We start from the raw sequence: 20,185 nt of genomic DNA, 5'->3' as shown, positions 1-20,185 counted from the left end.
TTCATATTGACGCGACCTTTCAGATAAACCCGGTTTGGCACACTATGCCGGTCGACCAGCCAACCACGATGCACTGGCCAGCCAGACTCCTCCGGGGTCCGTGCAAGACTACCACCCTCTCTCATTCTGCGAAGTGCCCATGACCCATGTCCTGGTCGTCGAGGACGACCCCGCCACCGCCCGGGAAATCGAAGCCGCCCTGCAAGACCACGGCTTCGACGTCACCCACGTCGATAACGGTCGTGACGGCCTGGTGCGCGCCATCAGCGACAGCTTCGACGTCATCGTCCTCGACCGCATGCTCCCCGGCGCCCTCGATGGCCTGGGCATGCTCACCGCCCTGCGCGCCTCGGGCATCGCCACGCCGGTGCTGATCCTCAGCGCCCTCAGTGCGCTGGACGAGCGGGTACGCGGCCTGCGCGCCGGCGGCGACGACTACCTGACCAAGCCCTTCGAATTCATCGAACTGACCGCCCGCCTCGATGCCTTGAGCCGCCGCCGGGTCGCTCCCAGCGAGGAACGGGTCAACCGCCTGCGGGTCGGCAACCTGGAGCTGGACCTGCTCAAGCGCGTCGTCAAGCGCGGCGAACGGACGGTGGAGCTGTTGCCCCGGGAATACGCCCTGCTCGAATACCTGGTGCAGCATGCCGAGCAGGTGGTGACCCGGACCATGCTGTTCGAAGCGGTGTGGAACTACGCCTATGACGAACGCACCAATGTCATCGAAGTGCACATGGGCCGTTTGCGCCGCAAGGTCGATGGCGAAGGCGAAGAACCGATGATCCATACCATTCGCGGGGCCGGCTATGTTCTCCGTTCACCTGCGTGAAATCCCCCGCACCATCAGTTTCCGCACGGCGCTGATGTCCCTGGCGCTGTTCAGTTGTTCGTTCCTTGCGCTGTTCGGCTACCTCTATTGGCAAACCGCCGGCTACCTGATGGCCGAGGTCGATACGGCCCTCTATCGGCAGATCGACAACCGCAGCGCGCAGCCCGAAGAACTGCGCCTGGCGGAAATCCGCAAGCATTCCGAACAGGATATCGACGGCCGGGTCCCCCACGGTCTCTACGACGCCCAGGGCCGGCTGATTGCCGGGGCGGTCAGTGAAATGCCGGCCTTCAAGGGCTATGACAAACCCAACGAATTCTACTGGGAGAAGACCCGCAGAAAGGATCGGCCGATCCGTTTCATGATGCATCGCCTGGACAACGGCCAGACCCTGATGGTGGCCCAGGATATCCATGACATCCGCGAGTTCGACGAGTTGCTGGTCAATGCGATGGTCTCCGGCGGCTCGTTGCTGCTGCTGGTCGGACTGCTCGGCGCGGTCGGGCTGGGTTACTCGGCGCGCCGCCGCCTGGATGTGCTGACCCGCTCCATCGAACGCATCGTCAAGGGCGACCTCAACGAGCGCCTGCCGACCCGTGGCAACCGTGACGATATCGACCGGATCGCCACGGTGGTCAACCAGATGCTCGACGAGCTGGAACGCCTGATGAGCGAGGTCAAGGGCGTCTGTGACGATATCGCCCACGACTTGCGTACCCCCCTCACCCGCCTGCTCGCGGGCCTGGAACGGGCCCAGCGCCGGCACCTGCGGGAAGAGGAATACGCGGCGGCCATCGACAACGCCATCGCGGATGCCCAGGGCTTGCTGTCGACCTTCCGCGCCCTGCTGCGGATTTCCGAGATCGAGGCCAGTGCCCGGCGCAGCAGCTTTGCCGAGATCGACCTGAACCGCATCGCCGCCGACGCCGCCGAGTTCTTCGAGCCGCTGGCCGAAGAGCGTGGCATCGAGCTGATCTTGAGCGGCACGCCCGCGCCTTGCCTGATCTTCGGCGATGCGCAGTTGCTGTTCGATGCCACCTGCAACCTGCTGGACAATGCCATCAAGTTTTCGCCCGAGCACAGTCGGGTGCGGGTGGCGGTGCTGGATGCCCCGGACAAACGCGGACTGTGCGTGGAGGACAATGGTCCGGGGATTCCCGAAGCCGAGCGCGAAGCGGTGTTTCGACGGCTGTACCGTTCCGAATCCAGTCGGCATACGGCCGGTAACGGGTTGGGGTTGAGCATGGTGGCGGCGGTGGCGCGGTTGCATGACATGCGCCTTGAGGTGCAGGACGCCCAGCCGGGTTGCCGGATCGAGTTGATCGTCGGCGCCTGAAGGCACCGCTAACCTGTAGGAGCAGGGCTTGCCCGCGAAGCTTTTGGCGGTCTTGAGGGCCTATTCGCTGCGATGCGGCGTCCCGATAAGCCAGGCTCCTACAAGAGACCGTGTTTCAGCCTTGAGGAAGGCGCTGCAGCAGTTGCTCGAACGCCGCCAGCACCTGCTGCGGCCTCTCCAACATCAACTGGTGCCCACACGCCTCCAGCATCTGGAACTGTGCATCCGGCAACTGCCGCGCCAGCGCCTCACCACCGCTGGCCGGGGTCAGGCCGTCGCTGTCGCCGGCCAGGACCTGGACCGGCAACCTCAGTTGCGCCACCCGCTCGGCCTCGGGCCACTGCACACCCTGCACCAGCCCCTTGAACACATACAGCCGATTACGCTCGGTCAACTTCTCCTCATGCGCCAGCAAGTGCGGGTCGACGGACGGATGCCAGGCCCGCTCGCGAAATCCCTTGGCCAACACCGGCCGGATCAACTCCAGTATCCAGGCCGGCAACGCCAGCAAGCCGCCGCGACTCAAGGGCCGATGCAGTTGCGTGCCGAGCAGCAAGGCGCCACTGACCGAATTCACCTGCAACAATGCGCTGAGGGTCAACCCGGTGCCAAAGGAGTGGGCCACGATCAGGTTGCGCTCACCCCCGAAGCTCCGCAGCAGCTCCACGACATCCGCCACCAATTCCTCCCAGGCATAGGCCGCCGCCCGCCGCGGCTTGTCGCTCTCGCCATGACCCAGCAGATCCCAGGCCACCAGGCTGTAGCCCTGCTCGCCGAGGGCTTGCCATTGCTCGCGCCACTGATCCTTGTTGCCCCCCGCGCCATGGCAGAAAAACACCACGGTCGCGGCTTTCTCCGTTCCCGGACGATGGGCCACGCTGAGGCGTCGCCCGGGACGGACTTCCAGCCGTTCACCCCGCACCAGGGGCAGATGACTAAAGGATCGAAACTCGGTCATGGGTGTGACAGTCCTGTGCAAGAGAAAAAGGATGCACTCACAGTGCGCCAACCACCGCCGGCTCGGTGGAAGTATCGGGCAGCGCCAACGCGGCGGCCCCGAGCAAGGTCCGGGTGTAAGGATGTTGCGGTTCGGCAAACAAGCGGGCCGTATCGCCCTGCTCGACAATCCGTCCGCCCTGCATCACCGCGATGCGGTCGCACAGGCGGGCCGCGACCCACAGGTCATGGGTAATAAACACCAGGCTCAGGCGGAACTGCCGTTGCAGGGCCTCCAGCAGTTCAAGAATCTGGACCTGGACCAGGGCATCCAGGGCCGAGACGCACTCGTCGGCAATCAGGATCTTCGGCCGTACGGCCAGGGCTCGGGCTATACCGATGCGTTGCCGCTGACCGCCGGAAAACTCATGGGGAAAACGCTCGAACGCTGCGGCGGGCAAACCGACCTGCTCCAGCAATTCGCGGGCACGCCGGGCCGACTCCGCCCGGGAAACGCCCTGGGCCAAGGGGCCGGTCATAACGATCTGCCCCACTGTCTGGCGTGGGTTGAGCGAGGCAAAGGGGTCCTGGAAAATCATCTGGATCTCACCGCGCATCGGCCGCAGCCGGCGCTGGGACAGGTTCGCCACCTCATGCCCCTGCCACTCCAGGCTGCCGGCGTCCGGTTGCAGCAGGCGTACCAGGCACCGGCCCAGGGTCGACTTGCCGGAGCCTGACTCGCCGACGATGCCCAGGGTCTCGCCTTCACGCAGGTGCAGGTCGAGCCCGGCCAAGGCCTGGGTCTGGCGGCGACTCCACCAACCGCCACGACCGACGAAGTGCTTTTCCAACTGTCGCGCGCCAAGGACCTCGGGCGCCTCGGCCAATAACGGGCGCGGCGCCAGCGGCTGCGCCGTGACCGCCGCCAATAGACGCTGGGTATACTCTTCGCGGGGCGCCTCGAGCACCTGTCGGGCCGACCCCTGCTCGATCACATGGCCGCGTTCCAGCACCAGCACGCGGTCGGCAATCGCCCGCACCACGGCAAAATCGTGGGTGATAAACACTATCGCCATGCCCTTGTCACGCTGGATACGGCGCAACAGGTCGAGGATCTGCGCCTGGGTGGTCACATCCAGCGCCGAGGTCGGTTCGTCGGCGATCAGCAGGTCCGGATCGAAGGCCAGGGCCATGGCGATCACCACCCGCTGGCGCTGACCGCCGGACAGCTCGAAGGGATAGGCCCGCCGTAGCCGGATCGGATCAGGCAGGCCGACATAACCGAGCAGGTCGAGCACCCGCCGCTCGCGCACCCGGGCCGAGCGCTCGCCATGGGCACGCAGGGTTTCATCGATCTGTCGGCCGATGCTCAACAAGGGATTGAGCGCACTCATCGGCTCCTGGAACACCATACTGAGGGTCCGGCCGCGCAACTGACGCATCCCCTCCGCGTCACGGCCGGCCAGGTCCTCGCCGCGAAAACGCAAGGTTCCGCTCTCGACACGCAAGGGGGCTGGCAGCAGGCGCAACAACGCCTTGGCCAGCATGGATTTTCCGGAACCCGACTCCCCCACCAGGCACAGGCACTCCCCCGCCACCAGCGACAACGACAGGTCATACAGCGCATGGCTGCGATCGGCGCCCGCGGGCAAGGCGATACGCAGTCGCTCGATGCTCAACAACGGTGTGCGGTCCTGGCTCATGGGTTGACTCCCTGTCGACGGGTCGGCTCAAAGGCCACCCGCAGTCCTTCGCCCACGCGATTGACCGCCAGCACGCAGAGCAGGATTGCCAGCCCCGGCAGCAAGCTCATCCACCAGGCTTCGCGCAGCAGCCCACGCGAGGCATTGATCATGTAGCCCCAACTCATGGCATCGGGATCGCCGAGGCCGAGAAACGCCAACGCGGCCTCGGTGAGAATCGCCGTCGCCATCACAAAGGTCAGGGTCACCAGCAAAGGCGCCAGGGCATTGGGCAGGATCTGCCGGGTGATGATCGCCAGCGGTGACTGCCCCAGAACCTGGGCCGCCTGGACAAACTCGCGCTGGCGCAGGCTGAGGAATTCGCCACGTACCAGGCGCGCTACTCCTGGCCAGGCCACCAGGGTGATCGCCAGCACAATGGAGCCCAGCGACGGTTCCAGTACCGCCACCAGGATCACCGCCAGCACCAGTTGCGGAATGATCTGGAAGAACTCCGCGATACGCATCAGCACACCATCGAGCCAGCCGCCGAAATAGCCGGCGACAGCGCCCACCAGGGCGCCCACCAGCAAGGTCGCCAGGCTCGAAAGGACGGCCACCGCCAGGGACACCCGGGCGCCGTACAACAAGCCGCTGCCGAGATCGCGCCCAAGTATATCGCTGCCCAGCCAATGGGCCGGGTCCTGGAACGGCGCCAACAGCGGCGTGGTGTTCATCTCCCAGGGCATACTGTCGGTCAGCCAGGGCGCGGCCAGCGCCAGCAGGCTCAGCAACAGCAGGAAACCGGCGCCGATCAGCGCCGAAGGTTGTGCGAGAAAACGTCGAATCACTGAAACCTCATTCATCAGGACTGACCCTGGGCGCCGATACGCGGGTCCAGCAGCCGGCAGGCCAGATCGGTCAACAGGTTGAAACCGACCACCAGCGTCGAGATCACCAGGAAGCCGCCCATCAACACGCCGTAGTCTCGTTGCGCCAGGGCGTCGTACATCAGCCGACCGATGCCCGGCCAGGAATAGACCACCTCCACCAGCAAGGCACCGCTAGCCAGTTGTCCCAGTTGCAGGCCGGCGAAGGTCACCACCGGCAGCAGCGCATTACGCAGGACATGGGCCCAGAGAATGCACCGTGGGGTCAGGCCCTTGGCCCGGGCGGTGTAGACATACTCCTGGCCCAGCGCTTCAAGGGTCGCGGCGCGGGTCAGATGGATATACAGGGCCAGGAACAGAAAACTCAGGGACAGGCACGGCAGCAGCAGATGGCGCAGCCGGTCCGCCAGCCAGGCCCAGCCGTGGAGGTCCGCGGCCACGGCCTCCAGGCCAAAGGCCGGCAACCAGTCAAGGTGTACGGAAAACAACAGGATCAGCAGCATCGCCAGCCAGAAGGTCGGCACGGCGTAGAGCAGCAAAGCGCCTTGGGAAATCAGCCCGTCCAACCAGGGCCGACGCTCCCGGCTACGGGCCGCGAGCACGCCGAGGGCGATCCCCGCCAGGGACGAGAGCAGGAACGCAGAGCCCATCAGCGCCAGGGTGGCGGGCAGGCGCTCGGCGATCAGCGACCAGACCGAGGTCTGGTTGCGGTAGGAATACCCCAGGTCCAGGTGCGCGACCTGCCCCAGGTAGATCAACAGTTGCCGGGCCAGCGGCTGGTCCAGGCCCATGTCATGCCGCAGGTTGTCGATGTAGTGCACATCGTCGACGCCGGCCTCGCCGGCCATCAGCAAGGCCGGATCGCCAGGGGTCAGGCGGATCAGCAGGAAGCTCAGCACCAGCACCCCGAGGATCATCAGCAGCGCCCGACTCAAGCGGGCGCCGAGGAAGCGCAACAGGTTCATGGCGCCGGGCCGTCGAGGTAGACGCTTTCATCGTCCTCGTTGAGGCTGGTGGCGGTTTGCAGCAGGTTCTTGACCTGGCTGTGGAACAGCGTCGGGTAGCGCATTTCGAAGATCGGCGCGATGGGCAGGTCGCTGTTCAACTGGTTTTCCAGGCGGCTGTAGACCTGGCGGCGCTGCTCGCCTTCCGGGGTGTCGGCGACCTGATTCCACAAGGCATCGGCCTGAGGGCTGTTGTAGCCGCTGACATTGGCGAACGGTGAGGTCTTGAGGATGTAGTCCGAGCGATAGAGGTAGGCAGTGGTCAGGTAAGGGTCGCCGATCTGGAAGATGAAGTTGTAGGTCAGGTCGAAGTCCCAGTCGCTGACTCGCTGGAACCAGGTGGCGGCATCCGAGGTGACTACCTGGACCTTGAAGCCCAGGGGTTGCAGGGCCTGCTTGGTGTATTCGGCCAGGCGCTCCCAGGCGCCGCCCTTCTCACCGTTGAGCAGGCGGATACGCACCGCGCCGACATCCACGCCGGACTCGGCGATCAGCGCCTTGGCCTTCTTCAGGTCATAGCTGTACTGCGGCAGGTTCGGGTCGTGATACGGCGTGGTGGAGACAAACGGCCCCTGGGCGACCTTGCCGGAACCGAAGAAAATATTGTCGACGATAAACTGCCGGTTCAGCGCATAGAGGATCGCCTGGCGCACCTTGGGATTGTTCAGCGGTGGCTTGCGGGTGTTGATCTGCAGAAAGGCCAGGCCGGCATACAGCTCCCAGCCTTTCTCCGAAGACTGCACGCCGGGCAAGGCGGTCAGGCGCTTGAGATCGGAGTAGTCCGCATCGCCGCTGCGCAGTGCCTGGATATCCCCACGTTCGAACGCGGCCGCCCGGGACGAGGCATCGGGAATCACGTGGAAGACGATACCATCGAGGTGCGGCAGGCCTTTTTTCCAGTAGTCCTTGTTCTTACCCAGCTTGATATAGGCGCCGCGTTTCCACTCTTCGAAGACAAACGGCCCGGTGCCCACGGGCTTGAGGTTGTAGGGGTTGTTGCGAAAATCCGTGCCCTCGTAGAGGTGCCGGGGCACCACGGGGCGCAGGCCGCTGCCCAGGGAAGAGAGCAAGGGGGCGAAGGGTTTCTTCAGGTGGAAGACCACCTGCAACGGCCCCGTGGCCTCGATGGAGGTCACATAGTCGGTAAAGATCCCGCCCAGACGTTTGTCCACCTCCGGGTAGAAGGTCTGGAAGCTGAACACCACGTCGGCCGAGGTGAAGGGCTGGCCGTCATGCCAATGCACGCCGTCCTGCAGGTCCAAGGTGTAGGTCAGGCCGTCGGGGGCAATCGTCCAGCTTTTTGCCAGCACCGGCTTGGGCTGGAGCGCGGTGTCGTAGGTGAGAAGACTCTGGAGGATCTTGCCGCTGACGTACTGGGTCGAGACGTGGCTGACCACCCCATGCATCAACGACGGCGGCTCCGGCTGGGCCACCAGGTTCAGTACGCCACCCTCCCGGGGCTCGGCCTGGACGCTGCCGGCCAGGATCAACGCACCAGCCGCAAGGCCGAGCAACACCCGGCGCAGGGGCCGGGTGCGAGACGAATGGGTCGGGGTGAGATCAGGCATGGCGGGCTCCGCAGAAAAGATTCATCAGGCAGGCAACCACGGACAGGCGCCCGGCCCTTTGAAGCGGTTTAGCAAGGCCTGTGCCAGGGCCTGGAAGGCGGTCTTTTGCGGGCTTTGAGCGGTTTTCGAGGGCGCTGGCGCTGATGAAAAAACCACAGCCACTGGCCCGACTGTGGAAAAAGCAGCAGCCGTCACGATCCTGTAGGAGCCGGCTTGCTGGTGATGGCGTCCGTATGATCGGTGCAAGGTTCGAGGGCCTCTTCGCGGGCAAGCCCTGCTCCTACAGTCTGATCTCGTACACAAAATCGGTGAACGACTACGTACTGTAGGAGCAGGGCTTGCCCGCGAAGACGTCAGTCCTGACGATGCATAACTTGAGGGATACGCCTCCTGTGCAGGACTGGCACAAGCCTTGCGAGACCCGCTGCCTTCGAACCACCGAGTCTCAAGAGCATGTCACTGGATTACCTGGGCAACCCCCTCGACACCGAGCACGCCGCGACCCGCGAAGGCATCGACGCGTTCATCGGCGGTTTTCTCGGTTACCACCCTCGCGCCGAGTCGATCCTCGCCACCGCCGACGCCGATCCGCAGTCACGCCTGGCCAATGCCTTCGCCGGCATCCTGCTGATGTTCAGCGAATCCCCCGAAGGCCCGGTCCTGGCCGAACGCTACCGGCAGCGGGCAAGCGCCACCCCCGCCGGACATGCCCGGGCCGACCTGTACCTGGCCCTGCTGTGCGCCTGGATCGCCGACGACCTGGGGCAAGTGCTGGGCCTCGGCGAACAACTGCTGGAACGCTTTCCCCGGGACCTGTTCGCCGCCAAGCTCACCCAATACGTGGAGTTCAATCGCGGCAACTGGCCGGCGTTGTTGCGCATCGCCCTCAAGGCCCGCGACGCGGCGTCGGATATCGCCCATAGCCACGGCCTGCTGGCCTTCGCCTATGAACAATGCCACCTGCTGGACGACGCCGAAGCCGCCACCCGCCAGGCCCTTGCCCTGCAAGCCGACGAGCCCTGGGCCCAGCACGCCCTGGCCCATGTGCTGCTGACCCGGGGCCGGATCGAGGAAGGCATCGACTTCATGGAAAACGTGAAGGACCATTGGCAGGGCCTCAACTCCTTCATGTACACCCACAACTGGTGGCACCTGGCGCTGTTCTACCTGGCCCGCGGCCATGAGCAACGCGCCCTGGAGATTTATGACCGACATGTCTGGGGCATCCTGCCGGAATACTCCCAGGATCAGGTCGGCGCGGTATCGCTGCTGACCCGGTTGGAGCTGACCGGCATCGATATCGGTGAACGCTGGCAGGCGCTGGCGCCCTATCTGCAGAAACGCACGGAGGATACGGTGCAACCCTTCCTCAGCGTGCAGTATCTGTACGGCCTGGCCCGAGCCGGAAAACCTGAAGCCGATCATCTGCTTGAGTCGCTGCTGGCCCACGCCTCCAGGGCGCCGGCGTTCAGCCGCACGACCTGGGCCGAGGTGACGGTGCCATTGGCGCAAGGCTTGCTGGCCCAGGCCCGGGGTGATTGGGAACTGGCTGTGCAGCGGCTGAGTGGTGTGCTGCCACGGCTCAACGATATCGGCGGCAGTCACGCACAGCGGGATCTGTTCGCACAAATCGAACTCGACGCCCGCCTGCGCGGCGGGGACTGGCGGGCGGCACAGCAGACGTTGGAACTGCGCCGTGGCTACGACCCGCTGGATGTCCCGACCAACCGCCATCTGGAACAGGTTTACACCGAACTCGGACTGCCTGTGCAAGCCAGCCAGGCCCGAGAGCGAATCAAGCAGGTAATGGCAACACATGTAATTCCTGGCTGAACGCGATCCACTGTGGGAGCTGGCTTGCCAGCTCCCACAAGGTTCGTGACATGCTCAAGATCCCAGACCTACAGGCCATTCGGCACCTCGCGCCGGGCCTCGAAAACACCCCGGGCAATCGCCCGCGCCACGCAATCGGCGGCGGCGCTGCCGAGGCAGCCGATCTGCACCTGGCGACGCGGCCCGTCCACCAGCTCGACCGCGCCGGAAGCCATGGCAAACACCGTGTCGCCATCAAACGGCAGATGCGCCGGGCGCACCGCGCGGGCAATGCCGTCCTGGGCCATGATCGCCACGCGCTTGCACTCGGCGGTGGTCAACCGGGCATTGCAGGCCACCGCCACCAAGGTGGTATTGGCCCCGGCCTGCAACCGCCCCATGGAATCCAGCCGGGACAGTTCCGGCATCGGATCGCTGGCGTCCATCGGTGCCCCCGGACGCATACCACCAAACTCCCCGGCGATCTCCCAGGGCCAGGCCCAGAACGTCTCGCCATCCGGCATATAGACGGAGCCGATCGGATTGGCGACCACCAGCGCCGCCACCACCCAACCATCACCCAGCACCAGCGATGCCGAACCCAGTCCGCCCTTGAGCACCCCGGCCATAGCCCCCCGCCCCGCTCCCACCGAGCCCTGGGCAAATCCTTGCGAGGCGTTTTGCAGCGCCTCGAAACCCAGCCGGCGATAAGGCGGTTCCAATCCCCAGTCCTTGTCCCCGCCGTTGGCCAGATCGTGCAGCACTGCCGCAGGAACAATGGGAATCGCTGGCGCACCAAGCTTGAGATGCAAACCCACTGCCTGCTGCGACAACGCCGCCGCCACCGCATCCGCCGCCCCCAGGCCGAACACCGAGCCGCCGGAAAACACCAGCGCATGCAGTTGCCCGACCATGTTTTCCGGCTCCAGGGCCGCCGACTCGCGACCGCCCGGACCACCGCCGCGAATATCGATGCTCGCCGTCCAGGCGCCGTCGGTACGAATCACCGTCACACCAGTGTCGACATACTCATCGGTGGCATGCCCGACAGACACGCCCGGCACATCGGTGAGCAGATTGCGGGAACCCGGTTGTGGCATAAAAAACTTCCTGACAAGTGGTTGGCTTCCATAGTGGAGCGTGATCGCAACGGTCCAGCAAAGCCTGTGCCACCACTCCCGCACCCGACTTCATTAGCGCCCCCTCCCGTACCACTGTTGTTAACCCACCAACACCCCCGGGCGACTGCTGGAAAACCAACAACCCACACCCCCGAACCTCCCGCCACGGGCGCGCTGTAGAAAAACCAACAGCCTGAATCGCCGCTGCTAGAAAAACACCAGCCATTGCCCGACAAACGATCTAACTACTTGTTTAAAAAGGCTTTTAAAGAATGGCACAGGCTTTGCTCTGCTGCCCTGACCAGAGCTTGAGACCGCAGGCCGCCCCCCCGGCCCGGCAACAAGCCGCCACTGACCTCACTGGCGACGCCCCACACACCCGTCGCCTCACCCGCCACGATCGCCCCCCACCAGGGCGCAGAGCGGGGACCACACTGGAGCGATTCACATCATGAGTGCAACACGTGCCGCCAACCGGCGCCCCACCCGTAACACCCTCACCCACAGCCTGCTGTTCCTGGCCGTGTGCGAGGCACTGAGCTACAGCAGCCTGACCCTGGCCGCCGACACCACCAGCGATAACCCCCTGGACACCGTGGTGGTCATCGGCAACCGTGGCCAGGCCCGCACCCTGGCCGACAGCCCGGCGCCGGTGGACGTGATTTCCTCCAAGCAGTTGCTCGCCACCGGCCAGGGCGATCTCACCGCCGCCCTGAACAAGGTGCTGCCCTCGCTGAACCAGCCGACCTCCTCCGGCTTCGGCTCGACCTCGGTGGTGCGCCCCATCAGCCTGCGCGGCCTCAACGGCGACCAGGTGCTGGTGCTGGTCAACGGCAAGCGCCGCCACAACAGCGCACTGCTGAACAACGGCACCTACCTCAACTCCGGCTCGCAACCGGTGGACCTGGACATGATCCCCACCGCCCTGGTGGACCATGTCGAAGTGCTGCGCGACGGCGCCTCCGCGCAATACGGCTCGGACGCCATCGGCGGCGTGATCAATATCGTGCTCAAGCAGACCGACCATGGCGGCAGCCTCAGCACCCGCTACGGCCAGAACTTTGAAAACGGCGACGGCGCCACCACCCGGCAAACCGGCGACCTGGGGCTGTCACTGCCCAACGACGGCTTTATCAACCTGGCCCTGGACGTGAAGAAACAGAACACCTCCGACCGCTCCGACGACGCGCCCTACACCGACAGCGCCGGCAACACCAGCGAGCGCCATACCTACTACGGCACCGGCCTGCCCCAGGCACGCAACTTCAGCTTCGGCTACAACGCCGAACTGCCGGTGGACGATGCCCTGACCCTCTACTCGTTCTCCACCTACACCCGGCGCAACTCGGAAAAACCCCTGGCCTTCCACCAGCCGGCGAGCTTCGACGGGATCGCCACGCCGTTCCCGGAGGGCATCGAAGACACCCTGCGGTTTATCGAAAACGACTTCCAGGTGGCCTTCGGCGGCAAGGGCAAGGCCGCCGGCTGGGACTACGACCTGTCCAGCACCTACGGCCAGGATCATGCCGAGGCCACCCTGCGCCACACCTATAACCTGAGCTTCGGCCCGGACTCGCCGACCTCGGTGGACACCGGGGCCAAGACCTTCAGCCAATGGACCAACAACCTCGACCTGACCCGCGCCTTCGACCTCGGCCTGGCCAAGCCGACGCAGATTTCCTGGGGCCTGGAACAACGCTTCGAGAGCTACAAGATCGGCAAGGGCGACTATGACTCCTATGCCCTCGGCGACTTCAGCACCGGTGCCAGCGGCGCGCCGATTGCGCCGGGAACCATTTCCGGTGCCGGCACCACTCCGGCCGACGCCGCGGAGAAAAGCCGCACCAGCGTGGCCGGCTATGGCGAGATCGGCCAGGACCTGACCGACAAGTGGCACGTCGACCTCGCCGGGCGCTACGAGCACTACAACGACGGTTCGGGCACCACCACCAACGGCAAGTTCTCCACCCGTTACCAGTTGACCCCGATCCTCGCCGTGCGCGGCACCTTCAGCACCGGCTTCCGCGCGCCATCGCTGTCGCAGCAGATCTACAGCTCGACCTCGCAGACCAGCGTCAACGGCAACCTGTTCGACTACCGCAATGTCGCGGTGGATTCGACGGTGGCCAAGGCCCTCGGCGCCACCACCTTGAAACCGGAGAAGTCGACCAACATCGGCTTCGGCCTGACCCTGCAACCGATCGACAACGCCAGCGTCACCCTGGATGCCTACCAGATCAAGATCAAGGACCGCATCGCCCAGACCGGCTACCTGGGCGGCACCCCGCAGATCGAGGCGATCCTCGCGGCGGCCGGGCTGCCGACCAACCAGGCGGTGACCTACTTCACCAACGCCCTCGACACCACCACCCGCGGCGTCGACCTGGTCGGCGACTACCGGCAGGACATCGGTGCCTACGGCAACCTGCGCTACACCCTGGGCTTCAACTGGAACACCACCGCAATCGACGCCATCCACGCCTCCGACGCCGCCCAGCAGGCCTTGGGCCCGGACGGCGGTTACGACCGCCAGCGCCAGGGCAACCTCAAGCACGGCCTGCCGGATTCCAAGCTGTTGCTGGGCACCGTCTGGAGCATCGACAAGTTCGAGATCGGCCTGAACCTGACCCGCTACGGCGAGTACACCCAGTACGGCACCGCGGCGATCTACGACCGCAGTTTCTCGGCGGCCTGGATCACCGACCTGAACGTCGACTACCACCTGACCAAGAGCCTGACCCTCAATGCCGGGGCCAACAACGTCTTCAACCTGTACCCGGAACGCACCAACCTGCCCAGTGCCTCGGGGGCCTACCCCTACGGCAACTTCTCGCCCTACGGCACCACGGGCGGCTACTGGTACACCGGCCTGACCTACAACTTCTGACCGTCCTGGCGGCACGCGCGGCCCGATGGCCCGGCGCTGCCGCCTTGTTTACCGGGAGCCTGCAATGACCCGTCGTACCGATCAACTCAAGCTCGGCGCCTTTCTCGCCAACAGCGGCCATCATCTCGCCGCCTGGCGTCATCCCCTGGGCCAGGCCGATGCCAGCCTGGATTTCGAGCACTTCAAGGCGATTGCCGAAACCGCCGAACGCGGCAAGTTCGACGCGCTGTTCGTCGCCGATGTGGTTGCGCTCTGGGGTCATCATCACGATGCCCTGAGCCGCTGCGCCCGGGCCGAACACTTCGAACCGCTGACCCTGATGTCCGCCCTCGCGGCCGTCACCCGCCATATCGGCCTGATCGCCACCGCGACCACCAGCTACAACGAGCCCTACCATATCGCCCGCAAGTTCGCCTCCCTCGACCACCTGTCCAAGGGCCGCGCGGCCTGGAACCTGGTGACTTCGGTGGTCTCCGACGAGGCCTGGAACTTCGGTCGGGAAAGCCATATCGACCACGGCGACCGCTATCAGCGCGCCGAGGAATTCCACGATGTGGTCAAGGGCCTGTGGGACAGTTGGGACGATGACGCGTTCGTCCGCGACAAGGCCAGTGGCCAATACTTCGATCCAAGCAAGCTGCACACCCTGAACCACCGCGGCGAACACTTCTCGGTGCGCGGCCCGCTGAACGTCGCCCGCCCACCCCAGGGCCATCCGGTGCTGGTCCAGGCCGGGGCTTCGGAGGCCGGCAAGACCCTGGCGGCGCGGGTGGCCGAAGTGATCTTCGCCGCCCACCACGACCTGGCCGGGGCCAAGGCGTTCTACCAGGATATCAAGGCCCGGGCCGCCGATTTCGACCGCGACCCGGACCATATCAAGATCCTTCCCGGTATCACGCCCTTTATCGCCGAGACCCGCGAGCAGGCCCAGGCCCTGTTCGAAGCGTTCCAGGCGCTGATCGACCCGGCCCTCGGCCTGCGCCTGCTGGCCGATACCCTCGGTGACGATATCGACCTGAGCGGCTACGACCTCGACGGCCCATTGCCGGAGACCCCGGTCGGCCAACGCGGCAGTCGCCGGGACAAGGTGCAGGAGCTGGCCCGCCAGGAAAACCTCAGCATCCGCCAGCTGTACCTGCGCTTGGCCGGCGGCAACCCGGTGATCGGTACCCCGGTCGATATCGCCGACAGTTTCGAGGCCTGGTTCCAGGCCCGGGCCTGCGACGGCTTCAATGTGTTCTTCCCCTACTACTCGGGCGCCATCGAAGTGTTTGTCGACCAGGTGATCCCGTTGTTGCAGGAACGCGGACTGTTCCGCCGCGAATACGAAGGCCGCACCCTGCGGGAAAACCTCGGGCTGCCGCGTCCGGCCAACCGGTTCAGCCGATCATGAGCGGCGAGCGCCCCATCGAGGGTAGGATGAGTGAATTCGGGCGGCGGGTCTGCGCCCCTTTGACGGAGCGCGTGCATGGCCCTTGAGTTCAGCTGGCAGTTGCCTTTGTGCGACACCGACGGTACCACCTCCTGGGCGCGCCATCCCGCGCAGTGGATTCAACTGGCCCAGGCCGTGGAATACGCCGGCCTTGATGGGCTCTGGGTGCCCGGTGGCGCGCAGTGCGCCGACAGCCTCGGCGTGGCGGCGACCTTGTGCGCCCACACCCGTCGGGTCCACCTGACGGTCAGCGTCCCCCCCGAAGTCATGTTGCCGGCGGCCCTCGCCGCCACCGTACAAAGCCTGCAATCGATCAGCGCCAATCGCGTGCGCCTGCACCTGCCCGACGGCGAACAGGGCAGCCTGCGCCAGGTGTTCGGTGAATGGCTCAACCGTGACCAGCGCCATGAACGTATCGGCGAGTACCTGGACATCCTAACGCAGCTGCTGGCCCCCGCCGGCAGCGAGTTCCACTACAACGGGCGCTACTTCCAGCTGGAGAGCGCCGGCGTCGCGCGGCGCCAGCTCCCGGCCCCACCGATCATCCTCGACGACTCTCAGGACAGCGCGCTGATCGCCGGCCATGCCCGAACCTGCCTGCTGCGCAGCCGGGCGCCGAACCCACTGCAACAGGAGATCCAGCGCTTGCGCGCCGATGCCCCGGGCCTTGGCTTCGTCTGCTCCTTCGGCCTGCTGTTCAGGGACACCGAGGAGGAAGCCTGGGAAGCGGCGGCCGCCCACCTGGAAACCCTGGGGATCAAGCCCCCGGACAGCGCCCCATCGTTGCTCCGGCTCACCCGCGAACAGCAGCCGGTGCGGCACTTCGAGCTGCACCCCAATCTCTGGCAACCACGTGCCGATCAGCCGGTGTTTATCGTCGGCACGCCGCATCAGGTCGCTACCCGGCTACAGGAGCTGCACGGCCTGGGCATCGAACAGATCATCCTGGTCGGCCAGCCGGCAGTGCATGAAGTCCTGCGCTTCGGCGAACAGATCCTGCCGTTGCTTACCGCCCAAGGCCTGCGCAAGGAGCGCACCCAGCATGCCGAATGATCCACGCCAGAACATCGAAATCGACTGGTTCCTGCCCACCAACGGCGACGGTCGCCACCTGACCAGCAGCGGCCTGCCCAAAGTCGGGTTGTTCCAGCAGGGCGAACGAGCGCCGACCCTCGACTACCTGCGCCAGATCGTCCGCGCCGCCGAATACGGCGGCTTCGACGCGATCATGGTGCCCACCGCCAGCGGCTTCGAAGATCCCTGGCTGATCACTGCGGTGCTGGCCCAGGAAGTGCGGCGGCTGAAATTCCTGCTGACCTTGCGCCCGGGCCTGGAGCTGCCCGCCTACACCGCCCATCGCGCCGCGACCCTGCAGTTGCTCAGCGATAACCGCCTGGCTCTGCATGTGGTCAGCGGCTCCAGCCGTTTCGAGCAGCGTTCGCTGGGGGATTTTCTGGAGCACGATGAACGTTATGCGCGGACCGCCGAGTTTCTCGAAGTGTTCCAGGCAGTCTGGGCGGGCAACGGCCAGCCCCATCACGGACGCTACTACCGCAGCGTCAACGCCTCGCCGATTGCCCCTGCGGCGCCCGCCCCGGCGATCTATTTCGGCGGCGCGTCCGAGGCCGCGGAACGGGTCGGCGCGGCCCATGCACAGACCCACCTGATGTGGTGCGAGCCGCCCTTGCTGATTGCCGAGCGTATCCGCCGGATGCGCGAACTGGCGGCGGCCCAGGGGCGGACCTTGCGCTTTGGTTTACGCCTGCATATTTTCGCCGCGCCCACCGACGATGCGGCCTGGGCCCATGTCGAACGGTTGCTGGCGGAGATTCCCAAGGACGCCATCGACCGCGCCCAAGTACAGATGGCCGCGTATGAGTCCGTCGGGCAGACGCGCCAGACGCGCTTGGCCGAAGGGCGCGGGCGCGGCGCCCGGGAGCTGGAGGTGTCGGCCAATCTGTGGGCTGGTGTGGGTCTGGTGCGTGGCGGTGCCGGAACGGCCCTGGTGGGGAGCTATGAACAGGTGGCGGAACGGATCGAGGAGTATCACCAGTTGGGCGTCGACAGTTTTATCCTGTCGGGCTTTCCGCATCTGGAGGAGGCGATTCATCTGGGGGCTGAGTTGTTGCCGCTATTGCGGCGTATCTCAAGCAGGAGCGTCGAGCAGCGCACGGTCCTGTAGGCGCCCTGATTGGATCTTCGGTCGTATGTAAACTCTCGGTTCGACACCGTCCTGTAGGAGCCGGGCTTGCCAGCGAAGAGGGCCTTGAGATCGCCACAAGCTTCGCGGGCAAGCCCGGCTCCTACAGGTTTGTGGTGTTTTCAAAAAGGGGATCAGGGCTTGGCGCGGCCCTTGAGCATGCCGTGATTGACCAGCAAGGTGCGCATGGCATTACGGGTAATGCCCAGCAGTTCGGCGGTACGCAGCTGGTTGAAGCCGCAAAAGGCAAACGCCTCGCGCACCAGCAGGTCCTCGATATCATGCAACAGGGTTTCCCCCGGCACTTCGAACAGGCGCAGCAACTGCTCGCGAATCACTTCCTGGGGGACCCGCGACACGCCTGTATTGCTCGCCACATGCCGGCCACTCAAACCTGCGGAAAACTTCAGGTGTTCAGGCCGGATCGGCTTGTCGCCGGCCACCAGCAAGGCCAGGTGCACGACGTTTTCCAGCTCGCGGATATTCCCCGGCCAGGGATACTCGAGCAGTGCCTGGGTGGCCGCCTCGGAGAGCATCGGCTCGGCAATCTTCAGCCGTTGGCTGTAGAGTTTTCGAAAATGTTCAACCAGCGGCAGGATATCCAACGGGCGCTCGCGCAAGGGCAGGACCTGCACCTGGGCCACGTTGATCCGATAAAACAGGTCGAGACGGAAATTACCCGCCTCCACCGCCTGCTCCAGGTCGATATTGGTCGCCGTCACCAGGCGGATATTGATCTTGATCGGCTTGCGCGAACCGACGCGCACGATCTCCTGCTCCTGCAGGGCACGCAGCAGCTTGACCTGCAACGGCAACGGCAGATCACCGATCTCGTCGAGAAACAAGGTGCCGCCATCGGCCTCTTCAAACCAGCCGACCCGACGCCCCACCGCACCGGAAAACGCCCCGGCTTCATGGCCGAAGAATTCGCTTTCGGCGAGGGTTTCGCTGATGGCGCCGCAGTTCACCGCGACAAAAGCCCCGGTCCGCCCGCTGGAGGAATGGATATAGCGCGCCACCAGTTCCTTGCCGGTGCCGGTTTCGCCATTGATCAGCACCGGTGCGTCACTGGGACCGACGCGCTGCAGATAGTCGAGCAACTGCCGCGAGCGCGGATCGGCGAAGACCAGCGCCTTGGCCCGTATCGACAGGGAATCCTTGTCGCCCCGGGGCAAGGTCAGGATCGGACTGGGCAGCCCTTCAAGCGTGCTCATGAAAATGCACCGCGACGTCAGAGCTTGGCGATCGAGACTTCGGTGGATTTGACGAAGGCGATTACTTCACTGCCTACCGCCAATTCGAGGTCGCGTACCGAACGCGTGGTGATCACCGAGGTGACAATCCCCGACGCGGTCTGCACGTCGATCTCGGACAGCACCTCGCCAATGAGGATCTCCTTGATGACGCCGCGGAACTGGTTACGAACGTTGATCGCTTTGATCGTCATGGGGTTGTTTCCTTTTCGTGGTGGGCGGTGCACCTGACCATCAGATGCTGGAGGCTAAAATGCGCCAGCCCTGCAACTTATAAAAGGAATTAATAATCATGATTTTATTCGATTAAGATATAAAAAAGGGAAAGCTGGCAGGTTTCATTGAGTCGTCACCCCAGAGGTGTAAAATCAATGCTCCAGCGCGGTGGCCCATTAAAGCCCCCTGCGCCCCTGCGGAGATCGCATGAAGAAGGTTATCGCGTTGGTATCGGGCTTGCCCCTGATGCTGGCGCTGAGTGGTTTTACCACCCGGCAACACCCAGGCGACCAGGTCACGCTGGACGACTACACACGCCACAAGATCGAGTTCATCGAAACCCGGATCCTCAAGCACGCCGGCCACGAGCAAGGCGAACGGATCAAGAATATCTCCGCCAACTTCCTCGGCACGCCCTATGTGGCGCATATGCTGGTGGGTTCCGCGACCGCGCCGGAACAACTGGTGATCGACTTCCGTGGCCTGGATTGCTTTACCTACCTGGATTACGTCGAGGCCCTGCGCAAATCCGACAGCCTGCCGCGCTTCGTCGAAAACCTGGTGCGTACACGCTACGCCGAAGGCAAGGTCAGCTACGCCGAGCGCAAGCACTTCTTCACCGACTGGGCGCACACCCAGCCGCTCAATGCCCGGGATGTGACAACGCAGGCCAGCCCCAGGGCGACCACCGTCACCAAGGTCCTGAACGCACAAGGCGACGGCAGCGGCGGCACGCTGATCCCGTCGGTGGGCACGGTCGAGCGTGCCATCACCTACATCCCCAGCCAGTGGATCGACGACGCCGTGGTCAGCCGCCTGAAAACCGGCGACTACATCGGCATCTACACCCCGGCCGAAGGGCTGGATGTCACCCACACCGGCATCTTCATCATGACCGACAAGGGCCCGGTGCTGCGCAACGCCTCCGCCCGCGAAGCCAACCACAAGGTGGTGGATTCGCCGTTCCTGGATTACGTCAGGAAAACCCCGGGCATCGTGGTGCTCCGGGCGATCTGATG

The 20,185-nt window shown here is 64.9% G+C and carries 16 protein-coding genes; 8 read left to right on the top strand and 8 right to left on the bottom strand.

The genetic code is table 11. The features are described from left to right. Nucleotides 1–139 precede the first annotated feature (139 nt). Nucleotides 140–829 carry a response regulator transcription factor gene (locus M5B96_RS16495; protein ID WP_248797800.1) on the top strand — a complete coding sequence of 230 codons (690 nt, stop codon included), beginning with the start codon at nt 140–142 and terminating at the stop codon, nt 827–829. Next, entirely contained in the window at nt 807–2,165 is a 1,359-nt protein-coding gene (locus M5B96_RS16490) for a sensor histidine kinase (protein WP_248797799.1), read from the top strand. Before M5B96_RS16495 ends, M5B96_RS16490 begins: the two co-directional genes overlap by 23 nt. Nucleotides 2,166–2,280: 115 nt before the next feature. On the opposite strand, the gene M5B96_RS16485 is transcribed toward M5B96_RS16490, so the two are convergent. From M5B96_RS16485 to M5B96_RS16465, 5 genes are read right to left on the bottom strand one after another with little or no spacing between them, the layout of a single operon-like run. Then, complete coding sequence (locus M5B96_RS16485) at nt 2,281–3,123, bottom strand: alpha/beta fold hydrolase (protein ID WP_248797798.1); 843 nt, start codon at nt 3,121–3,123, stop codon at nt 2,281–2,283. 37 nt (nt 3,124–3,160) lie between these two features. Continuing rightward, nucleotides 3,161–4,804, bottom strand: a complete 1,644-nt coding sequence (locus tag M5B96_RS16480) for a dipeptide ABC transporter ATP-binding protein (RefSeq protein ID WP_248797797.1) — start codon at nt 4,802–4,804, stop codon at nt 3,161–3,163. Next, nucleotides 4,801–5,649 carry an ABC transporter permease gene (locus M5B96_RS16475; protein ID WP_248797796.1) on the bottom strand — a complete coding sequence of 283 codons (849 nt, stop codon included), beginning with the start codon at nt 5,647–5,649 and terminating at the stop codon, nt 4,801–4,803. Before M5B96_RS16475 ends, M5B96_RS16480 begins: the two co-directional genes overlap by 4 nt. Then, nucleotides 5,649–6,638: an ABC transporter permease gene (locus tag M5B96_RS16470; protein ID WP_248797795.1), complete on the bottom strand. Its 990-nt coding sequence runs from the start codon at nt 6,636–6,638 to the stop codon at nt 5,649–5,651. The genes M5B96_RS16475 and M5B96_RS16470 overlap by 1 nt, the downstream gene beginning before the upstream one ends. Next, entirely contained in the window at nt 6,635–8,245 is a 1,611-nt protein-coding gene (locus M5B96_RS16465) for an ABC transporter substrate-binding protein (RefSeq protein WP_248797794.1), read from the bottom strand. The genes M5B96_RS16470 and M5B96_RS16465 overlap by 4 nt, the downstream gene beginning before the upstream one ends. A 453-nt stretch (nt 8,246–8,698) precedes the next feature. Between M5B96_RS16465 and M5B96_RS16460 the strand changes: the two genes are divergently transcribed. Then, nucleotides 8,699–10,078: a tetratricopeptide repeat protein gene (locus M5B96_RS16460; RefSeq protein ID WP_248797793.1), complete on the top strand. Its 1,380-nt coding sequence runs from the start codon at nt 8,699–8,701 to the stop codon at nt 10,076–10,078. Between the two features lie 68 nt (nt 10,079–10,146). On the opposite strand, the gene M5B96_RS16455 is transcribed toward M5B96_RS16460, so the two are convergent. Then, nucleotides 10,147–11,157, bottom strand: coding sequence for a P1 family peptidase (locus tag M5B96_RS16455; RefSeq protein WP_248797792.1), 1,011 nt, complete (start codon nt 11,155–11,157; stop codon nt 10,147–10,149). Nucleotides 11,158–11,629: 472 nt separating this feature from the next. On the opposite strand from M5B96_RS16455, the gene M5B96_RS16450 reads away from it, so the two are divergent. From M5B96_RS16450 to M5B96_RS16435, 4 genes are all read left to right on the top strand, one after another. Beyond that, complete coding sequence (locus M5B96_RS16450; protein ID WP_248797791.1) at nt 11,630–14,065, top strand: TonB-dependent receptor plug domain-containing protein; 2,436 nt, start codon at nt 11,630–11,632, stop codon at nt 14,063–14,065. 64 nt (nt 14,066–14,129) lie between these two features. Further along, nucleotides 14,130–15,458, top strand: coding sequence for an LLM class flavin-dependent oxidoreductase (locus tag M5B96_RS16445; protein WP_248797790.1), 1,329 nt, complete (start codon nt 14,130–14,132; stop codon nt 15,456–15,458). 75 nt (nt 15,459–15,533) lie between these two features. Beyond that, on the top strand, nt 15,534–16,550 hold the full coding sequence (locus tag M5B96_RS16440; RefSeq protein WP_248797789.1) for an LLM class flavin-dependent oxidoreductase: 1,017 nt from the start codon (nt 15,534–15,536) through the stop codon (nt 16,548–16,550). Beyond that, the gene (locus tag M5B96_RS16435) at nt 16,540–17,679 is read left to right on the top strand and encodes an LLM class flavin-dependent oxidoreductase (protein WP_248747689.1); all 1,140 of its coding nucleotides are present in this window, start codon (nt 16,540–16,542) and stop codon (nt 17,677–17,679) included. Before M5B96_RS16440 ends, M5B96_RS16435 begins: the two co-directional genes overlap by 11 nt. A 152-nt stretch (nt 17,680–17,831) precedes the next feature. On the opposite strand, the gene M5B96_RS16430 is transcribed toward M5B96_RS16435, so the two are convergent. Further along, nucleotides 17,832–18,911 carry a sigma-54 interaction domain-containing protein gene (locus tag M5B96_RS16430; protein ID WP_248797788.1) on the bottom strand — a complete coding sequence of 360 codons (1,080 nt, stop codon included), beginning with the start codon at nt 18,909–18,911 and terminating at the stop codon, nt 17,832–17,834. Nucleotides 18,912–18,928: 17 nt separating this feature from the next. Continuing rightward, nucleotides 18,929–19,144 (bottom strand): TOBE domain-containing protein, encoded by a 216-nt coding sequence (locus M5B96_RS16425; protein ID WP_100941607.1) that lies wholly within the window; start codon nt 19,142–19,144, stop codon nt 18,929–18,931. Nucleotides 19,145–19,373: 229 nt separating this feature from the next. On the opposite strand from M5B96_RS16425, the gene M5B96_RS16420 reads away from it, so the two are divergent. Continuing rightward, on the top strand, nt 19,374–20,183 hold the full coding sequence (locus tag M5B96_RS16420) for a DUF1460 domain-containing protein (RefSeq protein ID WP_248797787.1): 810 nt from the start codon (nt 19,374–19,376) through the stop codon (nt 20,181–20,183). Nucleotides 20,184–20,185 lie beyond the last annotated feature (2 nt).

This window comes from Pseudomonas sp. MWU13-2105 (genome assembly GCF_023242315.1).
Lineage (GTDB): Bacteria > Pseudomonadota > Gammaproteobacteria > Pseudomonadales > Pseudomonadaceae > Aquipseudomonas.
This window is presented reverse-complemented; position numbering and strand designations above follow the sequence as displayed.